The sequence below is a fragment of the Azoarcus sp. PA01 genome (assembly GCA_001274695.2).
GTDB lineage: Bacteria > Pseudomonadota > Gammaproteobacteria > Burkholderiales > Rhodocyclaceae > Aromatoleum.
This window is the reverse complement of record LARU01000004.1, coordinates 234,608-257,134: the sequence shown is the minus strand read 5'-3', so window position 1 is coordinate 257,134 and position 22,527 is coordinate 234,608. Positions and strand designations below refer to the sequence as shown.

24 protein-coding genes are annotated in these 22,527 nt (G+C 65.7%); 17 read left to right on the top strand and 7 right to left on the bottom strand.

Going from position 1 to position 22,527, the window contains the following annotated elements:
* The first annotated feature begins 42 nt into the window (after nucleotides 1-42).
* The 8 genes from PA01_13395 to PA01_13360 are packed head-to-tail and all read left to right on the top strand — an operon-like array spanning nucleotide 43 to nucleotide 6,907.
* Complete coding sequence (locus tag PA01_13395; protein ID KON79509.1) at nucleotides 43-2,217, top strand: 4Fe-4S binding protein; 2,175 nt, start codon at nucleotides 43-45, stop codon at nucleotides 2,215-2,217.
* A 25-nt stretch (nucleotides 2,218-2,242) separates the two neighbouring features.
* On the top strand, nucleotides 2,243-2,671 hold the full coding sequence (locus PA01_13390) for a transcription regulator (GenBank protein ID KON79508.1): 429 nt from the start codon (nucleotides 2,243-2,245) through the stop codon (nucleotides 2,669-2,671).
* Nucleotides 2,672-2,687: 16 nt separating this feature from the next.
* Entirely contained in the window at nucleotides 2,688-3,974 is a 1,287-nt protein-coding gene (locus tag PA01_13385) for a nitrous oxide reductase family maturation protein NosD (protein KON79507.1), read from the top strand.
* A 22-nt stretch (nucleotides 3,975-3,996) separates the two neighbouring features.
* Entirely contained in the window at nucleotides 3,997-4,896 is a 900-nt protein-coding gene (locus PA01_13380) for an ABC transporter ATP-binding protein (protein KON80343.1), read from the top strand.
* Nucleotides 4,897-4,900: 4 nt separating this feature from the next.
* The gene (locus PA01_13375) at nucleotides 4,901-5,716 is read left to right on the top strand and encodes an ABC transporter permease (protein ID KON79506.1); all 816 of its coding nucleotides are present in this window, start codon (nucleotides 4,901-4,903) and stop codon (nucleotides 5,714-5,716) included.
* Entirely contained in the window at nucleotides 5,713-6,270 is a 558-nt protein-coding gene (locus PA01_13370; protein KON80342.2) for a nitrous oxide reductase accessory protein NosL, read from the top strand. Before PA01_13375 ends, PA01_13370 begins: the two co-directional genes overlap by 4 nt.
* 2 nt (nucleotides 6,271-6,272) lie before the next feature.
* Entirely contained in the window at nucleotides 6,273-6,545 is a 273-nt protein-coding gene (locus PA01_13365) for a hypothetical protein (protein KON79505.1), read from the top strand.
* Nucleotides 6,542-6,907 carry a hypothetical protein gene (locus PA01_13360; protein ID KON79504.1) on the top strand — a complete coding sequence of 122 codons (366 nt, stop codon included), beginning with the start codon at nucleotides 6,542-6,544 and terminating at the stop codon, nucleotides 6,905-6,907. Before PA01_13365 ends, PA01_13360 begins: the two co-directional genes overlap by 4 nt.
* Nucleotides 6,908-7,037: 130 nt before the next feature.
* Here PA01_13360 and PA01_13355 read toward each other — a convergent pair whose 3' ends face one another.
* Nucleotides 7,038-7,544 (bottom strand): c-type cytochrome, encoded by a 507-nt coding sequence (locus PA01_13355; GenBank protein KON79503.1) that lies wholly within the window; start codon nucleotides 7,542-7,544, stop codon nucleotides 7,038-7,040.
* 279 nt (nucleotides 7,545-7,823) lie between these two features.
* On the opposite strand from PA01_13355, the gene PA01_13350 reads away from it, so the two are divergent.
* Entirely contained in the window at nucleotides 7,824-8,546 is a 723-nt protein-coding gene (locus PA01_13350; GenBank protein KON79502.2) for a DUF2189 domain-containing protein, read from the top strand.
* A 168-nt stretch (nucleotides 8,547-8,714) separates the two neighbouring features.
* Here the strand turns inward: PA01_13350 and PA01_13345 are convergent, their stop codons facing one another.
* From PA01_13345 to PA01_13320, 6 genes are all read right to left on the bottom strand, one after another.
* The gene (locus PA01_13345; GenBank protein KAI5912322.1) at nucleotides 8,715-9,674 is read right to left on the bottom strand and encodes a hypothetical protein; all 960 of its coding nucleotides are present in this window, start codon (nucleotides 9,672-9,674) and stop codon (nucleotides 8,715-8,717) included.
* A gap of 171 nt (nucleotides 9,675-9,845) precedes the next feature.
* On the bottom strand, nucleotides 9,846-10,169 hold the full coding sequence (locus PA01_13340) for a metal-sulfur cluster assembly factor (protein ID KON80341.1): 324 nt from the start codon (nucleotides 10,167-10,169) through the stop codon (nucleotides 9,846-9,848).
* A gap of 101 nt (nucleotides 10,170-10,270) precedes the next feature.
* Nucleotides 10,271-10,981 carry an ABC transporter ATP-binding protein gene (locus tag PA01_13335; protein KON79501.1) on the bottom strand — a complete coding sequence of 237 codons (711 nt, stop codon included), beginning with the start codon at nucleotides 10,979-10,981 and terminating at the stop codon, nucleotides 10,271-10,273.
* Between the two features lies 1 nt (nucleotide 10,982).
* Entirely contained in the window at nucleotides 10,983-12,185 is a 1,203-nt protein-coding gene (locus tag PA01_13330) for an ABC transporter permease (protein ID KON79500.1), read from the bottom strand.
* Nucleotides 12,182-13,333 (bottom strand): efflux RND transporter periplasmic adaptor subunit, encoded by a 1,152-nt coding sequence (locus PA01_13325; protein KON79499.1) that lies wholly within the window; start codon nucleotides 13,331-13,333, stop codon nucleotides 12,182-12,184. Before PA01_13325 ends, PA01_13330 begins: the two co-directional genes overlap by 4 nt.
* Nucleotides 13,330-13,938 (bottom strand): TetR/AcrR family transcriptional regulator, encoded by a 609-nt coding sequence (locus PA01_13320; GenBank protein KON79498.1) that lies wholly within the window; start codon nucleotides 13,936-13,938, stop codon nucleotides 13,330-13,332. Before PA01_13320 ends, PA01_13325 begins: the two co-directional genes overlap by 4 nt.
* Nucleotides 13,939-14,104: 166 nt before the next feature.
* On the opposite strand from PA01_13320, the gene PA01_13315 reads away from it, so the two are divergent.
* The 8 genes from PA01_13315 (at nucleotide 14,105) to glgP (ending at nucleotide 22,400) form a co-directional block, all read left to right on the top strand.
* The gene (locus tag PA01_13315) at nucleotides 14,105-14,797 is read left to right on the top strand and encodes a thermostable hemolysin (GenBank protein KON79497.1); all 693 of its coding nucleotides are present in this window, start codon (nucleotides 14,105-14,107) and stop codon (nucleotides 14,795-14,797) included.
* Between the two features lie 82 nt (nucleotides 14,798-14,879).
* Complete coding sequence (locus PA01_13310) at nucleotides 14,880-16,322, top strand: AMP-binding protein (protein ID KON79496.1); 1,443 nt, start codon at nucleotides 14,880-14,882, stop codon at nucleotides 16,320-16,322.
* A 13-nt stretch (nucleotides 16,323-16,335) separates the two neighbouring features.
* The gene (locus PA01_13305) at nucleotides 16,336-16,992 is read left to right on the top strand and encodes an iron-containing redox enzyme family protein (protein KON79495.1); all 657 of its coding nucleotides are present in this window, start codon (nucleotides 16,336-16,338) and stop codon (nucleotides 16,990-16,992) included.
* A gap of 6 nt (nucleotides 16,993-16,998) precedes the next feature.
* Nucleotides 16,999-17,790, top strand: coding sequence for an SDR family oxidoreductase (locus PA01_13300; protein ID KON79494.1), 792 nt, complete (start codon nucleotides 16,999-17,001; stop codon nucleotides 17,788-17,790).
* Nucleotides 17,791-17,805: 15 nt separating this feature from the next.
* Entirely contained in the window at nucleotides 17,806-18,456 is a 651-nt protein-coding gene (locus PA01_13295) for a tetratricopeptide repeat protein (protein ID KON80340.1), read from the top strand.
* Nucleotides 18,457-18,495: 39 nt separating this feature from the next.
* Nucleotides 18,496-19,155, top strand: a complete 660-nt coding sequence (locus PA01_13290; GenBank protein ID KON79493.1) for a response regulator transcription factor — start codon at nucleotides 18,496-18,498, stop codon at nucleotides 19,153-19,155.
* Nucleotides 19,155-20,612, top strand: a complete 1,458-nt coding sequence (locus PA01_13285) for an ATP-binding protein (GenBank protein ID KON79492.1) — start codon at nucleotides 19,155-19,157, stop codon at nucleotides 20,610-20,612. Before PA01_13290 ends, PA01_13285 begins: the two co-directional genes overlap by 1 nt.
* Before the next feature lie 96 nt (nucleotides 20,613-20,708).
* On the top strand, nucleotides 20,709-22,400 hold the full coding sequence (gene glgP, locus PA01_13280) for an alpha-glucan family phosphorylase (protein KON79491.1): 1,692 nt from the start codon (nucleotides 20,709-20,711) through the stop codon (nucleotides 22,398-22,400).
* The last annotated feature ends 127 nt before the right edge of the window (nucleotides 22,401-22,527 follow it).

The window sequence follows — 22,527 nt, the reverse complement described above, 5'->3', positions numbered from 1 at the left end:
TTATTTAGACTCGACTTCACACCCCTCCAAACGGTAAGCGTCATGAAATTCCCCGCTGTCTTTCGCAATATCCTGCTGTCCCTCGCCCTGATCCTTCCCGCCTCGGTCGCCTTCGCCGACGCGTACGAGGCGAAGCTTCCCGACGAACTCGTTACTTCGCCCAAAATGTGCGATTACGTCGCCTGCGCGGAAGTCCTGCCAGGCGCGACGTCGTTTTCGGAGCGCAAGGGGCAGCCGCCGTACGTCGAGGGTTACGTCGAGGAAAACGGCCAGAAGCGCAAGATCGGCTACGTGATGCTGTCGACGGACATCACCGACACTCCCGCATATTCCGGCAAACCGGTCGTCACGCTGATCGGCATGGACACCGCGGGCCGCTTTACCGGCGTGAAAGTGCTGAAGCACTCCGAACCGATTCTCCTGCTCGGGATTCCGGAATCGGCACTGATCGGCTTCAACCAGCAATACCTCGGCAAGTTCGTCGGCGACAACATCGAGATCGGGCGTTCCCGTCCGGAAGAGGACATCATCGGCCTCGACGCGATCTCCGGCGCGACGGTCACCGTGATCGCGCAGAACCAGGTGATGATGACCTCCGGCACGAGCGTTGCGCGCCAGGTCGGCATCCTCAAGCCGACGATCCGCGAACCGGCGAGGTTCATCGAAACCGGCGCCAAGCCCGACTGGGCCACGCTGGTCGACGAAGGCAGCGTCCAGCGACTCGTCGTGACCCCGGAACAGGTCGGGCTGCCGCGCGGCGGCAAGCCGTTCATCGATCTGTGGTTCGGTTATCTCAACCAGCCGGACGTCGGCCGGGCCGTTCTCGGGGATGGCCCGTGGCGCAGCCTGATGAGCCGGCTGAAAGAAGGCGAGCATGCGATGTTCGTGATCCGCAGCGGCGGCATCGAATCCTTCAAAGGATCGGGTTTCGTCCGGGGCGGCATCTACGATCGCGTTCAGGTTCGCCAGGGCGCCGATTCCTTCACGTTCCGCGATCTCGACGCGCTCAATCTTTACGGTCTCGAAGCGGCCGGCGCGCCGGCCTTCAACGAATCGTCGATTTTCATCATCCGCTCGAAAGCTTTCTCCGCCGCCTACCCATGGAAATTCGTGTTTCTCGGCAACCGCGTCGACCGCGCAACGGGCACGCGCAGCTTCGTGAACTTCGACTCGGAATACTGGCTGCCGGAAGCCTACCTCGAAGGCGGCCGCCCCGAAATCGTCAAGCCGGATGCTCCGTGGGTCCGCGTGTGGAAGACGCGCGCCGTCGAAATCGGCCTGTTCGCGGCGTTGCTGCTCGCAGTCGGCGCGCTCTACGGGTTCCGTGACCGCCTCACGCGCCGCGCGAGTCGCAGCAACAAGTGGCCGGTCAACGTTTTCAAATACAGCGCCTGGCTGATCAGCATCGGCTTTGTCGGATTCGGCCTGCTCGCGCAGCCATCGATCACGCAGGTGCTCACCTGGTTCCACGCCCTGCTGTTTCAATGGACGTGGGAATTGTTCCTCACCGATCCATTCATCTTCCTGTTCTGGATCTTCATCATCGTGACCGTGTTCCTCTGGGGACGCGGGTTGTTCTGTGGCTGGCTGTGCCCCTTCGGTTCGCTGTCCGAACTGTTGTACAAGATCGGCAGCGTGGTGGGGCTCAAGCGCTTCCAGTTCCAGCTGTCGCGGAAATGGCATGACCGCCTGAAATGGGTGAAATACGGCGTGTTCTTCGTCCTGCTCGCCGTGTCGTTCTTCTCGATGGGGCTCGCCGAAAAGCTCGCCGAAATCGAACCGTTCAAGACCACTTTCCTCGTCGGAATGTTCAACCGCAGCTGGCCATACACGCTCTTCGCGGCGGGGCTGCTCGGCCTGTCGATCTTCATCGAGCGCCCTTTCTGCAAGTACCTGTGCCCGCTCGGCGCATCGCTCGCGATGCCGTCGACGTTCCGCTGGTTCGGCCTCGACCGCAAGCAGGAATGCAGCAGCTGCAAGGCCTGCGCGGTGGGTTGCGGTGCGCAGGCGATCGACGCGAACGGACGCATCGATCACCGCGAATGCCTGCACTGCCTCGACTGCATGGTGCTCTATACGGATTGCCAGGCGTGTCCGCCGCTATCGCAGGAGCGCAAGCGCCGCACCAAGGCCGGCTTGCCGCTGACCCCGATCGGCACCGACGGCTACTACATTCCGATCAAGCCGATGCCCGCCGGCAACGCACAAGCGGCCTGATCGCTGCAGGATTTGGAGAGTCGAAATGATCAATCCGACAATGCCGACCGATCCCGCCAAGCCGCGTTACGCGGACCACGAAGGCGTGATCGGCCACCTTGCCGCAGAAATATGGGATCACCTCTGGCCCTGGAGCCGTGCCGGTTTCCAGCAACAGCGCGCGGTCCAGGCCGCCGGCCTGGCCATTGCAGTTGCAGCCAGTCTCGTCTGGGTGCTCGCGGCGATGGGCGAGCTTCACGCCGGCGCGGTCATCGGCTGGTGGTTCGGCTGGAGCGTGTTCGAAGTCATCGTGCGCCTCGGCTCGAAGCCGTACGTCAAGGAAGGGCCGTGGTGGGGGCGGCGCTATCGCGTCGCGAACACGATGGACATGATCTGCTACGTCGGCTTCAAGAACCTCCTGATCGGCGCGGCGCTGTTCATTGCGCTGAAATCGTTCGGCCTGCTCGTACTGTGACACGGCCAAGGGTGCAATGAAGCTGCGTTTCGGAGCACGCGCTGCGGCGTGGCTGGCACTGCTCGCGCTGCTCCTCGGCGCCTCGGCACATGCGGCGACCTGGAACCTCGCGCCCGGAGATCCGGTGCAGCCGGCGATCGACCGCGCGGCCGCGGGCGACACGATCACGCTCGCCCGCGGCCGTTACCCGGGCGGACTGCACATCGACAAGCCGCTCACGCTGCGCGGCATCGATCGCCCGACGCTCGACGCGGGCGGAGTCGGGGATGTGATCCGCATCACCGCGCCGGACGTGACGATCGAAGGACTCATCGTATCGAACTCCGGGGACAAGCTGGGCGAACAGAACGCGGGCATCTATATGAAAAGCGGCGCCGATCGTGCCGTCGTGCGTGACTGCGACCTCACGTACAACCTGTTCGGAGTGTGGATCGAGGGCGTCAAGGACGTCGTGATCGACGGGAACGTGATCACCGGCAAGCGCGATTACCGGTCCGCGAGCCGCGGCAATGGCATCCAGCTCTACAACACGACCGGAGCGAAAATCCGCAACAACCACGTCAGCTTCGTCCGCGACGGCATCTACGTCGACGTCTCCCACCATGCGGAATTCATCGGCAATCGCATCCACGACGTGCGCTACGGCACGCATTACATGAATTCGAACGACAACCGCTGGGAGGACAACGAGTCCTACCACAACCGCGGCGGACTCGCGCTGATGATGGCGCGCCGGCAGATCGTCCGGAATAACCGCGCGTGGGGCAACTCCGACCACGGCATCATGCTGCGCACGCTGCAGGACTCAGTCGTCGAAGGCAACGTCGTCGCCGGCAACCAGCGCGGTTTCTTCATCTACGACGCCGAGTACAACGTGCTGCGCAACAACCTCGTCGTCGACAACATCGTCGGCACGCACCTGTGGGCGGGATCGAAACACAACCAGGTCGAGGGCAACGATTTCATCACGAATCGCGAGCAGGTCCGCTACGTCGCGGCGCGCGACGAATTGTGGGGCGTCAAGGACGGCAATTACTGGAGCAATTATCTTGGCTGGGACCGCAACGGCGACGGCCATGGGGACGTCCCTTACGAAGCCAACGATCTGGTCGACCGCTTGTCCTGGCAACACCCGATGATGAAACTTCTGCTCGCGAGCCCCGCAGTTCAGACGTTGCGACTCGTCGGCCAGCAGTTCCCGCTGCTGCGCGCCCCGAGCATCATCGACCGGAAGCCGCACATGCGACCCGCACACGAGAACTGGAGCAAATGGCGTGACAAGCACCACCCCGCAGCACGCTGAGCGCGGCGTCGAACCGGCCGCGATCGTCGCCGTGCGTGGCGCGACCAGGCATTACGGCGCCGTTCATGCCGTTGACGGCGTCGACCTCGACGTCGGCCGCGGCGAGCTGTTCGGGCTGATCGGGCACAATGGCGCGGGCAAGAGCACGCTGTTCAAGATGATGCTCGGACTGGTCCCGATGACCTCGGGCGACATCCGCATCGATGGCGCGCCGGTGAGCGGCGGCGGCTTTCGCGCCGTGCGGCGCAAGATCGGCTATCTGCCGGAAAACGTCGTGCTCTACGACAACCTCACCGGCCTCGAGACACTGCAGTTCTTCGCCCGCCTCAAGCGCGTGCCGGCGAACGAGTGCGCCCCGGTGCTCGAGCGCGTCGGGCTCACCCATGCGGCCAGGCGGCGCGTCCGGGAGTACTCGAAAGGCATGCGTCAGCGGCTCGGCTTCGCACAGGCACTGCTCGGCCGCCCGCAGCTCCTGTTCCTCGACGAGCCGACCAACGGCCTCGATCCCGAAGCGATCCGCGAGTTCTACCTGATCCTGCGCGGCCTCAAGGCCGACGGCGTGACGATGATCCTGACTTCGCACATCCTCGCCGAGATCCAGGAGCGAGTCGATCGGCTGGCGATCATGGCGGCGGGCAAGATGCAGGCGGTCGGCACGGTGCAGATGCTGCGCGAGCGGATGGACCTGCCGCTGTGGTTCCACGTGCGGCTGCCGCAGGCCGATTTCGAGCGCGTCCGCACGGTGCTGGGTCATCTGCCGGTCACCGCGGTCGAAGCACGCGACGATCACGTCGCAGTGCAGTGCCGGCGCGACGCGAAGATGCTCGTGCTGCAGGCGCTCGCGTCGCTCGGCGACAAGGTGCTCGATCTTCACGTCCACGAACCGTCGCTCGAAGACGTGTTCTTCGGTTTTTCGGATTGATCATATGGAATTGCGACAGGTCGGCACGATCGCCGGCAAGGAATTCTGGGACCGCATCCGCAACCGCTGGGTGCTCGCGGTGGCGCTCGTGTTCACGGTGTTCGCGCTGGTGATCGCGTATTTCGGCGGCGCGCAGCAGGGCGCGGTGGGGTTCCGGTCGATCGGGGTGACGATCGCGAGCCTCGTCAGCCTCGTGATCTACCTGATCCCGCTGATCGCGCTGGTGCTCGGCTTCGATGCGATCGTCGGCGAGCGCGAGCGCGGCTCGCTCGACCTGCTGCTGTCGATGCCGATCACCCGCTTCGAGCTGCTGCTCGGCAAATATCTCGGCCTCGCGGCGGCGCTCGCTTTCTCGACGATTGCCGGCTTCGGGCTCGTCGCCGTCGTGCTCGCGGCGCAACTCGACCTCCCCGCGCTGTTCCACTACTTCGGCTTCATGGCGAGCTCGGTGCTCCTGGGCATGGCTTTCCTGAGCATCGCGGTGATGCTGTCGGTGTTCGCTGCCGACCGCACCCGCGCGTCCGGCCTCGCGATCGCGGCCTGGTTCTTCTTCGTGCTGGTGTTCGACCTGCTGCTGCTCGGCGCGCTGGTCGTCACCGGCGGCAGCTACGGCGGCGAGGTTTTTCCCTACCTGCTGCTGCTCAACCCCGCCGACGTGTTCCGCATCCTCAACATCTTCACGCTCGACGACGTCCGCACGCTGTACGGGCTCGCCACCGTTTTTCCCCGCACGCTCGCTGAGCCGTGGCTGCTCGGCCTGGTGATGCTGGCATGGATCGTGACACCGCTCGCTGTCGCCACCTGGAGATTTCGCAAATGAACGCGCCAACACGCCCGCCCGCCAATCCGCTGCGCAGCTCGCTCGTACGCCACCTGCTCGTCGTGTGTTTCGCCGCGACGCTGCTCGCCGCGTGCGGGAAAACCGACGGGTCTGCGCCGCTCGTCCCGGTCGAGATCGACCGCAGCACTTCCTGCTCGCTCGACGGCATGCTGCTCGCCGACTACCCGGGACCGAAAGCGCAGATTCACTACGCCGACCGCGCCGAACCCGATTTCTTCTGCGACACCGTGGAAATGTTCGCGATCTACTTCAAGCCGGAGCAGGTAAGGCAGGCGCGTGCGCTGTTCGTCCAGGACATGGGCAAGGCCGACTGGGCGGAGCCGCGCGACAACTGGATCGACGCGAAAGCCGCTTGGTACGTCCACGGCAGCTCGCGCCACGGTTCGATGGGGCCGACGATCGCTTCGTTCGCGCTCGAAGGGGATGCGCAGAAATTCGCCACCGAGCATGGCGGCAAGGTCGTCGCATTTGCCGACGTCACTCCGGCCATGGCAGTGCTGGACGGCGGTGTGCTCCATGATCAGGGTATGTGACGATGGCAAACTTCTACAACGACTTCGAGCCTGAAGATGCGATCCAGCTCGAACAGCTGTCGCGCCTGATCTACGAACTGCGCGAGAACCGCGGCAGCATCCTCGAAAGCTACGGCGTGGCGGACGAGATCGCGCTGCTCGAGCGGATCTACACCGGCGCGGTTCCCGAACATCCCGCTTACGAACATTACCTCAGCGCGCGCATCCTCTCCGACACCCGGGAGACCGTCCGCGCGATGCTTGCCGAATGCCTGAAGGAGATCGGTCGCAAATGAGCCTGCACATCGAACTTGCGACAGCCATCGAAAAGGACTTCGGGGAACGGCTCGCGTTGCCCGTCGAGCAGAAGCAGGATGCGCTGATCGCGACGCTCGAAAACGGCGTCGCGCTGACCATCCGTTATGCCGCGCCCGACGCCTATTCGCTGCGCTGGACCCACGGCGACGCCGAAGCCGGTATCGACACCGCCCCGCTGCACCGCGACCTTGCAAGTTTTCCGAACCACCTTCACGACGCCGACGGTCGGGTGCACGCCGATCCGCTGACCCGTCCGGACCGGGCTCCGGCTGACAACGTCGCGCAACTGATTCGTGCGCTGCTCGAAAATCCGATGCTGGGGATCGAGAGCGAGGCCTGAGCCGTCGGTCGGCCTGCAGGAGCGGGCGGGCCATGCTGCCGCAGAGGCGGAAAAAAAGGGGCGATTCGATCGCCCCTCATTTGTTGCCGGCCGTCTCGCAGAGCGTGACGGCCATGATTCCTCGTCGAGATCAGCTCGACTTTTCAACCATGTAATCGACGGCCGCCTTGACTTCCTCGTCAGTCAGCGAAGCACCGCCGCCGCGCGGGGGCATCATGCCTTTCGAGCCGGTGAAGCCTTCGATCGCGTGCTTGTAAAGGGTGTCCTTGCCTTGGGCGATACGCGGGCCCCAGTCGGCCTTGTCGCCCGGCTTCGGTGCGCCGGCAACGCCTGCTGCATGGCACAGCGAACACGTCTTGTTATAGACGCTCGCTCCGTTCGCTGCCGACGCGGCCGGGGCGGCCGACGCAGCCGGGGCGGCCGGCGCTGCTGCGGGCGCTTCGGAAGTGGCCGGCGCGGCCGGGGCAGCCGGTGCAGCCGGAGCTTCCGACGCGGGCGGGGTCGCCGGCGTTTCGGGTGCTGCCGGAGCGGGTGCGGGAGTCGTCGCGGGGGCTGCAGGAACGTCGCTTTCCTTTTCTCCGCACGCGGACAACAGGGCGGCGAGCGATGCCGCAAGAATCATTGTGGATTTTTTCATTATAATCTCCTGTCATGTGGGGGTGAATATTTGCATTGCCCCGTATTAAAACCACTGATCATATCGTTTACATACGCCATCCAATTTGACGTAAATCAAGTCGGAAATCTCGATTCAACCGCTCCGCCGGGCCTCGTGAACCCTACAACTTTTCCGTTCCGCTCGCCCGATTGATGTGTATCGTGGAGTGAAAGACGCGTCGGAGCGAAAGTGATCCCGAACCTGTTGTGAGCCTCCCGGATGAATGCCAGCCGCCCGCAACCGCAGCATATCCGTCCCGTGCAAATTGCCACGGCCGTGGGCGAAGGTTTGCGCGTATTCCTGTCGGCGCCGCTGATCAGCATCCTGTATGCCGGAACGTTCATGCTTGCGGGTGTCGGCCTGCTGGGCGCACTGGTGAGCCTCGGCTTCAGTCCGATGGGACTACCGCTTATCGGCGGGTTCATGCTCATCGCACCGGGCCTGCTCGCCGGATTTTTCGCGATTTCGAGAGTGCGCCGCGGCGGCGGCAGACCTGGGATTCGAGACGTCGCCGCCGGGTTCGTGAACACGCCGCGGGACCTCTGGGGCTTGATGCTGGTTTGCGGCTTCGTGTTCGTGATCTGGATGACCGATGCCGGGATCCTGTACAGCTTCATGGTCGGCGACAGCAGTTCCGACTGGAGCCTGCTTCTTCCGCTGTCGGGTACCGTGCTGCGGTTTCATGTCGGAGTGTCGATTGCCGGAGGATTTTTTGCGCTGATCGTGTTTTTCGTCACCGCCTACGCAGTACCCCTGCTGATCGAGCGCCGGGCCGGCCTCGTCGTCGCGGTCAATGCGAGCGTTCGTGCGGTTTTCCACAGCTTCATCGCGAACATGCTGTGGGCTTTGATCCTCGCGGCGACGGTCATGCTGTCGATCGCGATCCCCCTGCTCCTCCCGGTGGCTCTTCCCGTGATGGCCTACGCCAGCGAGTCGATCTACCGCGCGGTCTTCCCGACTGCGACCCCCGGATTCCCGTGATCAACCGTCCGCTCGATTCCCCCCAACGGCGAGACCGCCACCGGAAGAGCGGTGACTCGTCCGATCCCCTCTCTCCTGAAGCCCCGAACCCTCACGCCCTGCCCCGCTTTCGTCCCCGCAGCACGCTCGTGACCATCGTCACGATGAACAGCAGCAACGCCACGCCATTCAGCACTCCCCCAGTTGCCGCACCGCGTACCACTCGCCTGCGCTTCCGGCGATGCGCGCCGCGAGCGATACGTGCAGCGCGGCGAGCGGCACGTAAAACACCGGGTGATACGGCAGCTTGACTCTCGCAATCGCGGGGAAAATGATCGGCGCGTGGCCGAACACCATCGCGAACACGAAGCCGAGTGCGATCGCATGCAGTGCGGCATCCCGCATCGCCGCGCCCGGCGCGAAACCGTTCGCCAGCCCCAACAGGGCTCCCGCTGCGAGCCACGCGTACCCCGACAGCAGACAGATCGCGATGAAGCGTGTCAGCCCGTTCTGACGCGCGTTATGACGCGCGATGTCGTAGCGCAGCAACCACACGGCCAGGAAAAGCAGTCCGCCGGCGAAGATCACCAGACCGGCCTCCTCGTGCCACAGCGACGCTGCGGCGCCGCCGAGGACGACTGCGACCGCGACGCTGAAAAGCGGAGCCGCTGCGGGTCGCGACGGCAGGAAACGCGTCAACTCGAGGCGCTCGCCGGCAATCGTCAACACGAGGAATCCGAGCCACCACGGCACTGCTGCCTGAACATTGTTTTCGATCAGCCACGCCAGGTTGCCGACCAGCCAGCACAGCGCTCCGACCGCCAGCACCACGGTGAACAATACCGTTTGGCGGCGCAACACCTGAAGGCTGCCGAGCACGAGTATCAACGCAGCCGCAACGAAAAACCCTTGCGCAAGGGGCGTGGGGGCTCCGACGAGAAGGACGAGTCCGCCCGCTCCGGCACAAGCGGGGGCGAGGTACGCCCACATCCGCGCCAAGGCGACTGCGCGCTCGAGGCTGATCACCGTGCCGAAGAACGCGGCAATCATCAGCGCGCCGTGCAGGCCGGCCTGGGTCGCGGCGAAAACCGGCATGTCGAGCGCGAGCCGCGACAGCCCCGCCAGGACGCCTCCGACCAGCGAAAGCATTCCGAGCACGAGTAATGGAAGACGCGCCGGCGGGCGTAAATCCTGCATCGTCGGGAACCTGATTGATTGTTTTTCGGGCGAACACGCAAGCGCACGGGCATACCGGGAAGGCGAGCCGGTGCTTCGCCTTCCGCCTGCGAGATCCCGGCTATACACCCGTTCGGAAAATGCTCACTTTTCCCAGCCGAAATGCTCGCGCGCTTCGGCATTCATCATTCCCGGATTCCACGGCGGGTCCCACACCATCTTCACGACCACCCGCAAGTTCTCCGGCAACGCCCCGTCGAGAACGGCATCGATGTCGTCCATGATCATGTCTCCCATCGGGCACGCGGGCGAAGTCATCGTCATCTCGATGAGCACTTCTTCGGCCGTCACGTCGATGCGGTAGACGAGCCCGAGATCGACGATATTGACCCCGACTTCGGGATCGATGACACGGCGCAGCAGGGTGCGCACGGATTCGACATCGGGAACAGACGCAGGAGCTGTCATCGTCTTCACGCCAACATTTCAAGGTGCACCATTAGCGCATGTTTCGCCGCGCGGCGCCAGCGGCCGCGCCGCTGCGCAAGGCCGACAGAACCGCGCGGCCATCAATCGAATCCCCGGCCTTCGCCCGCTTCCTCATGAGTCACGCCATCGCGGATGTGATAGATGCGCTTGAACGTGGGGATGATTTTTTCGTCGTGGGTGACGACGATGACGGCCGTCTCGAACTTGCGCGCCATGTCGTTGAGGATGCGGATGACGGTCATCGCGCGCTCGCTGTCGAGCGGTGCCGTCGGCTCGTCGGCGAGGATCACCGGCGGGCGGTTGACCAGTCCGCGGGCGATCGCGACGCGCTGCTGCTCGCCGCCGGAAAGCTGCGCCGGCATCGCGCGGGCGCGGTGCTGCACATCCAGCGCCGTGAGCAGTTCGAGCGCCTGCGCGCGCGCCTCACCGTTCGGCACGCCGGCGAGCATCGGCAGCAGCGCGACGTTGTCGGTGACATCGAGAAACGGGATCAGGTAAGGCGCCTGGAACACGAAGCCGATCCTGTCCCGCCGCAGGGCGCGCAGGTCGCGCACTTTCCAGCCGTCGTCGTAAATCACTTCATCGCCCAGCGTCATGCGGCCGGCAGTGGGATCGATCACCGCGCCGAGGCACTTCAGCAGCGTGCTTTTGCCGGAGCCCGACGGACCGATGAGGCCGACGACTTCGCCCGGCGCCACGTCCATCGCCACGTCCTTCAACGCATCGACGGCCGTGTCGCCCCCACCGTAGCGCTTTTTCAGGCCTTCGATACGGATCCCCTTGCCGCTCACGTCACCCTCCGATCGCTTCGGCCGGATCGATCCGCAGCGCCATGCGGATCGCGACGACGCTCGCGAGCACACAGATCGCGAGCACGGCAAAAAAGCCTGCGATCGAGTCGAACGGGACGAGCAGCACGTATTTCGGAAACAGCGGCGCCGCGAACGTCGCCGTGATCTTGCCGACGACGAATCCGATCAGGCCGAGCGCCAGCGCCTGCTGCATGATCATCGCGGCGATCGTGCGGTTGCGCGTGCCGATGAGCTTCAGCACCGCGATCTCGCGGATCTTGTCCATCGTCAGCGTGTAGATGATGAAGGCGACGATGGCGGCACTGACGACGGCGAGAATCACGAGGAACATGCCGATCTGCCGCGCCGAAGTCGCGATCAGCTTGCCGACGAGGATGCCTTCCATTTGCGGCCGCGTATAGGCCGTCAGGCGCTTCCAGCGGCCGACGGATTGCGCGACTTCCTCGGGAGCATGCCCGGGTTCGAGCGTCACGAGGACCGCATTGACGAAAGCGTTGGTGCTTTGCGAAGCGATCACCGCGTCCAGCAGGTCGGGCACGCCAGGACGGTTGAAAGCCGGGTTCGCGGCGGTGCGGCGACGGCTTTGCCAGATCGCGTCGTTGTCCTTGAGGAACTGCGCTTCCTGGGCGTCCTTGAGCGGAATGAACACCATCGGGTCGCCGCTCGACGACACCATGCGCCGCGTCAGCCCCACCACGACGTAATGATTGCGACGGATCGTGACGCGGTCGCCGAGCCGGAAACCGCTCGCGAGGTCGGCGACCGCCTCGTAGTGCCCGCGCGTGATCTGGCGACCGGCGACGAGATACGGCGGCCAGCCGGGACTCCCCGGCTTGCCCGGCGCGATGCCGACGACCATTGCCCGTACGTCACTGTCACCCCTGCGGACCTGCATCGTCAGATACGTGACGTTCACCGCCTGCGCGATCCCGGGCATCGCCAGGAGGCTGCGGTACACATCGTCATTGACGCTGGACGACTCCGCGTAAGGACCCAGCGTATCCTTTTGCACGACCCACAGATCAGCCCCGCTGTTGTCGAGCAGCGCCCTGCCGTCGTCGACCATGCCACGGTACACGCCCGCCATCGTCAGCGTCACGCCGATCAGCAACCCCAGCCCGATGCCGGTAAACACGAATTTCCCCCACGCATGGAGGATGTCGCGGCCGGCCAGGCTGATCATCGCGGCACTCCGGGAATGTCGTCGACGACGTCGATCCGGCTGCCCGCGGTGAGCGCTTTTTCGCTATACACGACGACCTGCTCGCCGTCCCGGACGCCCTCGAGCACCTGCACGTGCCCGTCGAGGTCGCCGGCCCCGAGCTTCACCGGCGTGAAGCGGGCGTCGCCCTCGACGATCTTCCATACGCCGACCTGCCCCGCTTCGCGACGCACCGCGGCGTTCGGGATCACCGGCGCGGCGGGGAGCGCCGGCAGCGCGATCGTCACCTCGGCGAGCTCGCCGATCGGCGGCAGCGGCTCCGGCCGCGAATCGAACGCGACTTTCGCGAGCGTCTCCTCGGTTACTGCGTCCGCCATCGGCTCGACCCTCAGCACGCGGCCGGTCAACGCCTGTCCGTTGCGCGAGCGCAGCACGACACTTGCCGGGAGTCCGGCAGCGAGCCCCGACGCGCTGATCTGGTCGAAGCGGGCGTTGATCCACAGGCTTTCGGGCGCAATCACTTCGACGACCGCCTGGCCTGCGACGATCGTCGTGCCGGGATCGACGTCGCGAACCGCGACCAGGCCATCGACCGGCGCGACCAGGCGCAGGTTGTTCCGCTGCGCGACCAGGGCTTCACCGTCGGAACGGGCCCGGATCAGCTCTTCCCGGGCGCCGGACAACGCGGCCTCGGCGATCTGCAGTTCCTGGTGTTTCGTCGTAGCGAGCTCCTCGCTGATCGTGCGCACCGCGAAGAGCTGCTCGTAGCGGCGCGCCTGGCTGCGGGCGAAATTGTGACGCGCCGTCGCTTCGCGCAGCGCCGCCTCGGCACGCTTGAGCGCCGCCCCCTGCGCGCGGATACGCTGATCGAGATCCACGGGATCCATCTCGCCGAGCACCTGGCCCGCCTTCACGCGGTCGCCGACGTGGACATCGAGCCGCTTCACGCGCCCGGCAAAAGTCGGACCGATCCGGTACGTGTAACGTGTCTGCACGGTACCGATGCCGAACAGCGCCGGCGTGACCGACCAGGTCTCGACGCTTGCGACCGTCACGGACACCGGCGCCAACGGGCCGGAGCGCAGCGCGACGTAGACGAACAGCGCGAGCAGCGGAACGATCACCGCGACGAGGGCGACGGTGCGCCCCTGGAGAGGCAGGCGTTTCATTGCGCGGCCCCGATCCCGCGCCGGTAGATCGCGAACACTCTCGGCGCTTCCCGGCGGATGCGCGCGACGTCGCCGGCGAGCAGCGACTGCATGACGAGTCCCTGGATCGTGCCGATGAACAGCGTGGCCGCCGCCTCGCTGTCGAGCGTCGCCGACAGCTCTCCGCACGCCTTGCCGTTCTCGATGAGGCGGTGCAGACGCTCACCGTAACGCTGGATCAAGGTCTGCACCATGCGTTTGGCCGGCGTCGACTCGGCGCGCTGGAGCTCGCCGAAGATCATCCGCGGCACGCCGGGATGCTCGGCGACGAACTCGATATGCGCCATGAACATCGCCTGCATCGCCGCCAGCGGCGATTCGATGCCCTGCGCCGCACGGTCGATTCTTCCCAGCAGACGCTCGGCGACCCATTCCAGGACCGCCTGCCAGATCGCGTCCTTCGTCGGAAAATGCCGAAACAATGCGCCCTGCGTCAGGTTCATGTGTTTCGCGATCGCCGAAGTCGTGATCTCGCTCGGGTTTTGCGATCCCGCCAGCTCGACCACGGCTTCGACCGTCCCGGCCCGCCGTTCATCCGCCGGAAGATGTTTTACACGTGTGCCCATGCCGTTCGCGGTAAGTAAGTGACTGCTTACTAACTTAGTCCTGCGGGACGAAATAGGCAAGCGTGACGTGAGTGAATGGTTGCAGCGCGCCGCATGGTGTCCGCTTAAGGCTCGCTTAAGGCAGCGCGGCAACAATGAGCTTCGAATCTTCGACTGCGATACTCGAATGAACCCTCGGAACGGCTGCTGTTACAAAGCGATCGCGCGAATCGGTTGCGCTCCGTCACTGACGCTGCGGGCGATCGACGGACGGGCGCCGGAAGGACGCTGCGCCGCCGCGCACGCGTTCATCCGCGAATGTTTCGCCGCTCGTTATGGCGCCCGGGTGCGTCACTTCATGCCGACCCTGCTCCAGCTCGAAGACGCCGCCGGACAGCTGCGCGGCGTCGTCGGTGTGCGCAGCGCCGCCGATGACATATTGTTTCTCGAGCGTTACCTCGATCGTCCGATCGAGACCGAGATCGCCCGCCTGTCCGGCCTTAACCCTGCGCGAGAACGCATCGTCGAAGTCGGCAACCTCGCTGCCCGCGGCGCAGGGCACGCCCGGCTGCTGATCGTCGCCCTCGCCGATCTGCTGGTCGCGCACGGTTTCGACTGGGTGGTGTTCACCGGCACGGCCGAAGTGCTGAACAGCGTGCGTCGCCTGTATCTGTCTCCGCTGTCGCTGGGTGACGCCGATCCGCGGCGCATGGGCGACGAAGTTGCCGACTGGGGCAGCTATTACGCGACGCATCCGAAGCTGATGGCGGGCGATCTTCGCACCGGGCACGCGTGCCTGACGAGCAAAGGGGTGTATCACCGCCTCGGCCACCAGCGGATTCTCGATGACACGGGAACTTGCGATGCTGCCGTCGCCTGAAGTGAAACAACCCCCACGCTCACTAGGTTCGCTGCCCCCTGCGGGGGTGTCAGCACGCTTGGGGCGGCCCGGCGCTACTGAAATGCTGTTCGCGGCGATGCGGGCGCAGGGCGAGCGGCTCGCGCTGCAACAGGGGGACCGTCGCCTGAGCTATCGCGAGATGCTGCATGAAGTCGCGCTGCGCGCCGAGCGCCTGCGCATTTCCGGTTCGCGCCGCGTCGCGATCGCGCTCGACAACGGCGTCGACTGGGCCCTTTGGGACCTTGCCGTGCTGCAGGCGGGGCTCGTATGCGTGCCGCTGCCGGGTTTCTTCTCTGCGGGGCAGCAGGCGCACGTGCTCGACAGCGCGGGCGTCGACACGCTGATCGTCGACGACAGCACCCCTTTCAGGCCCGCCGGCTTCGGCGCAACCGAAGGCCAGGTGGCGCAGCGGCACGTCGACCAGCCACCCGCGCTGCCCGCCGGCACCGGGAAGATCACTTACACGTCAGGCAGCACCGGACAGCCCAAAGGCGTCTGCCTTGATGTCGGGGCGCAGATGGCGGTCGCAGGCAGCCTGTGGCAGGCAAGCCGCTCGTGCGCAATCGAGCGCCACCTGTGCGTGCTGCCGCTCGCGACGCTGCTCGAGAACATTGCCGGCCTGTACACACCGCTGCTTTCGGGCGCGGCGGTCGACCTGATGTCGATGGGCGACATCGGCCTCTCCGGAGCCAGCGGGTTCGATGTCCAGCGCTTTCTTGCCGCGCTGCAGCGCACTCAGCCGAACAGCCTGATCCTGTTGCCGCAGCTGTTGCTGATGCTCGTCGCCGCGGCTGAGCGGGCCGCGACGCTGCCGGCGTCGTTGCGCTTCGTCGCCGTCGGCGGCGGACGCGTCTCGCCCGGGTTGCTGCAGCGTGCCGATGCGCTCGGCCTGCCGGTTTTCGAAGGTTACGGCTTGTCCGAATGCGCGTCCGTGGTCTGTCTCAATACCCCGCAGCAGCGGCGCATCGGCACGGTCGGCCGGCCGCTGCCGCACGCCGACGTGCGCCTCGGCTCCGGCGGCGAAGTGCTGGTTCGCGGCGCGGGGATGCTCGGCTACCTCGGTGAGGCCGGGGCCCAGAACACTTGGCTCGACAGCGGCGACCTGGGTCATTTCGAAGACGGTTTTCTCGTGCTGCACGGGCGCAGCAAGCATCAGTTCGTCACCGCCTACGGGCGCAACGTGAATCCGGAATGGGTCGAAGCCGAGCTCGTGCAGCAACCGGCCGTCGCGCAGGCGTGGCTGCACGGCGAAGCCCTGCCCGCCAACGTCGCGGTGCTGGTACCGCGCGGTCCCGGGCTTTCCGACGACACGCTGGCCCTTGCGGTGGCGGCCGTAAACGGCGAACTCCCCGATTACGCGCGCGTGCACCACTGGCTGCGAGCCGACGAACCGTTCAGCGCGGCCAACGGCCTCGCGACCCCGAATGGCCGGCTGCGGCGCTCCGCGCTGCTCGAACGCTACCGGGAAGCCATCGACCGGTACGTCGCCGCTGCAACCCTTTGAGGAGAAACACCCGATGTCATTCTACGAATTCCTGCTCGAGCAGACTGGCGCCGAACGCGACTATTTGTTGAGTGCCCCGATCATCCGACAGGCGCTGAGCGGCGACGTGAAACTGGAAAGCTACGTCGCCTTTCTCGGCCAGGCCTACCACCACGTCAAGCACACGGTGCCGCTGCTGATGGCGTGCGGTGCCCGACTGCCGGAGCGGCTCGAATGGCTGCGCTCGGCGGTTGCCGAATACATCGAGGAGGAAAACGGTCATGAGAAGTGGATCCTCGACGACATTCGTGCGTGCGGTGGCGACGCCGACGCAGTACGCCGCGCGACCCCGAACCTGCCCACCGAGCTGATGGTCGGCTACGTTTACGACCGCATCGCCCGCGACAACCCGGTGAGCTTCTTCGGCATGGTCAATGTGCTCGAAGGCACCAGCATCGCGCTCGCCACCCGCGCTGCCGGCATTATCCAGGACCGGCTCGACCTGCCGCCGCAGGCGTTCAGCTACCTCCGCTCGCACGGCAGCCTCGACCTCGAACACATCGAGCTGTTCAAGAACCTGATGAACCGCCTCGACGACGCGGCCGACAAGGCCGCCGTGGTGCACACCGCCCGCGTCGTCTATCACCTGTATGGCGACATGTTCCGCAGCCTGCCTGCGGCAGCGGAGTAAATACCGATGAAGATCGGAGACTGTCGGGCCCTGATCACCGGTGCGAGCGGTAGGATCGGGCAGGCGGTGGCGGACGAATTGTGCCGCCAAGGCGCCCACCTGCTCGTGGCCGGGCGCCGTTCGGAGCCGCTCGACGCGTTGTCCCGGCGCTTTCCCGGTCAGGTCGAGGTCGTTCAGGCCGACCTCGACACCGCGGCCGGGCGCGACGCGGTGCAGGCGGCAGTACGGCGCTTCGGCGGCATGAACTGCCTCATCAACGCCGCCGGAACGAACCGCTTCAGCCTGCTTGAACACCATGACGAAGAAGCGATCGCCGAGCTGATCGGGCTCAACGTCACCCGCACGCTGCAACTCACGCACCGCCTGCTGCCCGAGCTGTGCAAGCGTGAAAAGGCTCTCGTGCTCAATCTCGGCTCGACTTTCGGTTCGATCGGTTATCCCGGCTTCAGCGTGTACTGCGCGAGCAAGTTTGCGCTGCGCGGATTCTCCGAAGCGTTGCGCCGCGAACTGGCCGACACCCGCGTCAAGGTGCTGTATATCGCGCCGCGCGCCGCGCGTACGCCGATGAACAGCACCGAGGTCGTCGCGATGAACGCGGAACTCGGCGTCACGATGGACGAAGCGTCGGTCGTCGCCGCGGCCGTCGTGAAGGCGCTGCGCGACGAACGCGAGGAGCTTTTTCTCGGTTGGCCGGAAAAGCTCTTCGTGCGCCTGAACAACCTGCTGCCGCGCCAAGTGGATCAGGCGCTGCGCAAGCAGCTGCCCGTCATCAAGCGTTTTGCCCGCACACGAACCTGAATGGAGAAAACATCGATGCGAATCCTGCGCAATCTCGTCCTGGCCTTCGCCTGCCTGTGCAGTCTGCCAGCCTTCGCCCTCAGCGACAAAGGCCGCCAACACCTCGTCGAGCTGCAGTCGCGCTGGGCCGAAATCACCTACCGGCTGCCGCAGGACGAGCGCGAAGCCGCGTTCGAGAAGCTCGGCGACGCGGTGGACCAGGCGGTGAAAGCGGAGCCGAACGCGGCCGAGCTGCTGATCTGGCGCGGCATCATCCTCAGCACCTGGGCCGGTGCGAAAGGCGGGCTCGGGGCGCTGGGCCTGGTCAAGGAGGCGCGGTCGAGCCTCGAAGCGGCCGTCGCAATCGATCCGCGTGCGCTCGACGGGTCGGCCTACACCAGCCTCGGTTCGCTGTACTACCAGGTCCCCGGTTGGCCGATCGGTTTCGGCGACAGGAAACAGGCCGAGGCACTGCTGCAAAAAGCGCTCGAGATCTACCCGAACGGCATCGACCCGAATTATTTCTACGGGGATTACCTGTACCGCCAGAAGCGTTATGCTCAGGCCCGGGAAGCGCTGGTGCGCGCGCAGGCGGCTCCGGATCGCCCCGGGCGGAAGCTGGCCGATGAAGGACGGCGGGCCGAGATCCGCGCGCTGCTGAGCAAAGTCGAGGCCGAACTCCACTGATTCGGCACGACGATACGAACAGGAAGGGAAAAACGTTCGATGCGGGTTCTGCTGGTCGAAGACGATGCGAGCCTCGGCGAAGGAATCCTTACTTCGCTCAAGCCCGAAGGCTACACGGTCGACTGGGTGCGGGACGGCAACAGTGCGCTGCACGCGCTGACCCACGAGAGTTTCGGGCTGGCAGTGCTCGATCTCGGCCTGCCCCGGCTCGACGGGCTCGAAGTGCTGCGCCAGCTGCGGGCCGCGGAGAATCCGACACCGGTGCTGGTGCTGACCGCGCGCGACACGATCAACGACCGCATCGCCGGGCTCGATGCCGGCGCCGACGACTATCTCGTCAAGCCTTTCGACGTCGCCGAGCTCAAGGCCAGGCTGCGGGCGCTGCTGCGGCGCAGCTTCAATCGACCGCAGTCGGCGCTCGAGTATCGCGGCATCACGCTCGACCCCGCCGCCCAGTCGGTGACGTGGAACGGACAGACGGTAAGCCTGCAGCGAAAGGAATTCATCCTGCTCCACGAACTGATCGCGCAACCCGGCCGCGTGCTGACGCGCGACAAGCTGCAGCAGGTGCTCTACGGCTGGGGCGAGGAAGCAGAAAGCAATGCGCTCGAGGTGCACATCCATCACCTGAGGAAGAAGTTCTTCCCGGAACTGATCCGCACCGTGCGCGGCGTCGGCTATCTCGTCGACAAGGCGTGATGGGTTCGATCCGTACCCGCACGCTGGTCCTCGTGCTGGGGCTGCTCGCGATCTCGATGGGGACGATCTCGTGGAAAAGCTATTCCGACGCGCAGCACGAGATCGAGGAGCTGTTCGATGCCCAGCTGGCCCAGACCGCGCGGGTGCTCGAAGGCATGGTCGATCGCGACATGACGCCGTCGGCACGCGAATCCCTGCAGCAGACGCTGAACCAGGCTTCCAGCGCACGAGAGGCGAAGCGGCCCGGCCATCCGTACGAAAGCAAGCTGGCCTTCCAGGTGCTCGACGACAGCGCGCGTATCGTGCTGCAGTCGGCGAGCGCACCGGCCGATCTGTTCGCCCGCCTCGTCTCCACGCTCGCCGCCGACCGGCTGCTGCAAGTCGCGCCGCCCGTCGCTGCGCCCAAGCTCGCGGCGAGCCGGCTCGTCGGCTATCACAACGTGCCGATCGACGCTCATCGATGGCGCGTGTTCGTGTTGCAGGATGTGCGCGATGCGTCATGGATCGTCGTTGGCGAACGCGAGGATGTGCGCGGCGAGCTGGTCGGCAAGATCGCGTGGCGCACGCTGCTGTCGGACGTGGTCGGACTGCCGCTGCTCGCCGTCCTGATGTGGATCGCGATCGGCTGGAGCCTGCGCCCGCTCAAGCGAATGGCGGCGCTGATCAAGGCGCGCAACCCGGACCATCTCGCCCCGCTCGTCATCGACCGGCTGCCGCAGGAACTCGAGCCGATGGTCGCCGCGCTGAACCGGCTGCTGCAGCAGCTCAATGCGCTGCTCGAACGGGAAAAACGCTTCCTCGCCGACGCAGCGCACGAACTGCGCACGCCGCTGGCGGTGCTGCGCGTTCACGCGCAGAACGCGCTCGACGCCCCCGATCCAGCCGACCGCGCCGACTCCTTGCGCCAGCTCGTGCGCGGCGTCGATCGCTCCACCCGCCTCGTCGCGCAACTGCTGACGCTGGCGCGCCTGGAGCCGAACGCGATCGAGCTGGGCGTCGAGACGCTCGACCTGCACGTCTTCATCCGCAACGAACTGGCGGAAATCATGCCGCTGGCGCTCGAACGCGGGCAGGAACTGACTTTCGTCGCCGACGAGACGGGCGATTACCGCGGCGAGGCCGACCCTACGAGCTTCGCCGTGCTGCTGCAGAACCTCGTCGGCAACGCGATCCAGTACACCCCGGAGCACGGCTGCCTGCGCGTGACCCTGCACGCAACCCCGCAAACCCTGACGCTGCACGTGCAGGACAGCGGCCCGGGCGTGCCCGACGCGATGAAAGCGAGACTGTTCGAGCGTTTCCGGCGCGGCGACACCGGCACTGGTGCGGGTCTCGGCCTGTCGATCGTGCAGCGCGTCGTCGAACTGCATGGCGGCACGATCACGCTCGGCGATGCGCAGTTCGGCGGTCTCGATGTCCGCGTCGACCTGCCCCGCCACCGCGCCGCTCAGGCTTAGAATGACGCCGATCGCTATTGCCGGTGCGGGGTGCGTGCACGCCGGATAGTCCCTCGGCAAGCCGGTCCTTCACCTGCCGCCGACACGGAGACCACGATGCACGAATCCTTCATCGACCGGTCGCGCATCGCGTACTTCTCGATGGAGATCGCCTTGCGCAACGACATCTCCACGTACAGCGGCGGCCTCGGGGTGCTTGCCGGCGATACGCTCCGCGCCGCTGCCGACCTCGAACTGCCGCTCGTCGCCGTCAGCCTCGTGAGTCGCAAAGGTTACTTTCGCCAGGCGTTCGACGGGCTCGGCCGGCAGGTCGAATTCGCCGATCCGTGGGACCCGACGCAGCACGCGACGCCGCTCGAGGCAAAAGTCACGGTGCCGATCGAGGGGCGCGACGTGTGGGTCGGCGGCTGGCTCTACGTGCTGGCAGGACACATGGGCGGAAGGCAGCCGGTCATCCTGCTCGACACCGACCTGCCCGAAAACCTCGGCGCGGACCAACTGACGCATTACCTGTACGGCGGCGATGCAAGCTACCGGTTCAAGCAGGAGATCGTGCTGGGGATCGGCGGCACCCGAATGCTGCGCGCGCTCGGCTACCGGCTGCGCCAGTACCACATGAACGAAGGGCATTCGGCGTTGTTGACGCTGGAGCTGCTGCGCCGCCATGCGTACGCTGCTGAGAACCTGCGCCCCGGCGAACAGCGCTACGACATCCCGCGAGTGCGGACGCTGTGCAACTTCACGACGCACACGCCGGTCGAGGCCGGGCACGACCAGTTCTCGTACGAGCTCGTGCAGCGCGTGCTCGGGGATTTCATCGACCTCGCGACGCTCCGATCCCTCGCCGGACCCGAGCGCCTGAACATGACCCACCTCGCGCTGAACCTCAGCGAATACGTCAACGGCGTCGCCAAGCGCCATGCCGAAGTGTCGCGGCTGATGTTTCCGGGTTATCACGTCCGGTCGATCACGAACGGCGTGCATCCGGCGAGCTGGACAAGCGCCGGCTTCGCGAAGCTCTACGACGCCCACCTTCCGGGGTGGTGCTGCGAGCCGGAACTGCTCGCCCGCGCCGACCGGATCAGTGACGCCGCGATCGAGGAGGCCCACCAGCAGGCGAAAGCGCGGTTGATCGAGCGCGTGCGCACGGCGTGCGGCGTCGCGTTGCAGCCGCACTGGCCGATCCTCGGATTCGCGCGGCGCATGACCGCGTACAAACGCCCGGACCTGCTGTTCTCCGACCTCGAACGGCTGAAAGCGATCGCGCGCCGGCAGCCGTTCCAGATCGTCCTCGCCGGCAAGGCGCACCCCCGCGACGACGATGGCAAACGCCTCATCGAAACGCTGCACGCGCACATGCGCGAGCTGCACGACGCCATCCCGATCGCATTCCTGCCGAACTACGACCTGGACACCGCGCTGACGCTCGTGTCCGGCGTCGACGTCTGGCTCAACACCCCGCTGTGCCCGCTCGAAGCGTCGGGCACGAGCGGCATGAAAGCGGCGTTCAACGGCGTGCCGAGCCTGAGTGTGCTCGACGGCTGGTGGATCGAAGGCTGCATCGAGGGCGTGACCGGCTGGGCAGTCGGCAGCTGCGCGACAAGCGACGACGACGCCCAGTCGCTGTACGACAAGCTCGAGAACGTCGTGCTGCCGCTGTACGGCGGCGGCGGCAACGGCCGCAGCGGCTGGATCGCGGTGATGAAAGGCGCGATCAGCAAGAACGCGGCGTACTTCAACAGCCACCGCATGATGCGCCGCTACGTCGCCGAAGCCTACATGCGCTAGTAGTCGGTTCCAGAAAAATCATTCCAATGAATCCGTTCGGCCTGAGCTTGTCGAAGGCCAGTTGCGGCAAGGCAATTGCGGTTCGACAGGCTCACCGCGAACGGTAACTGGTTTGCTGGAACGGACT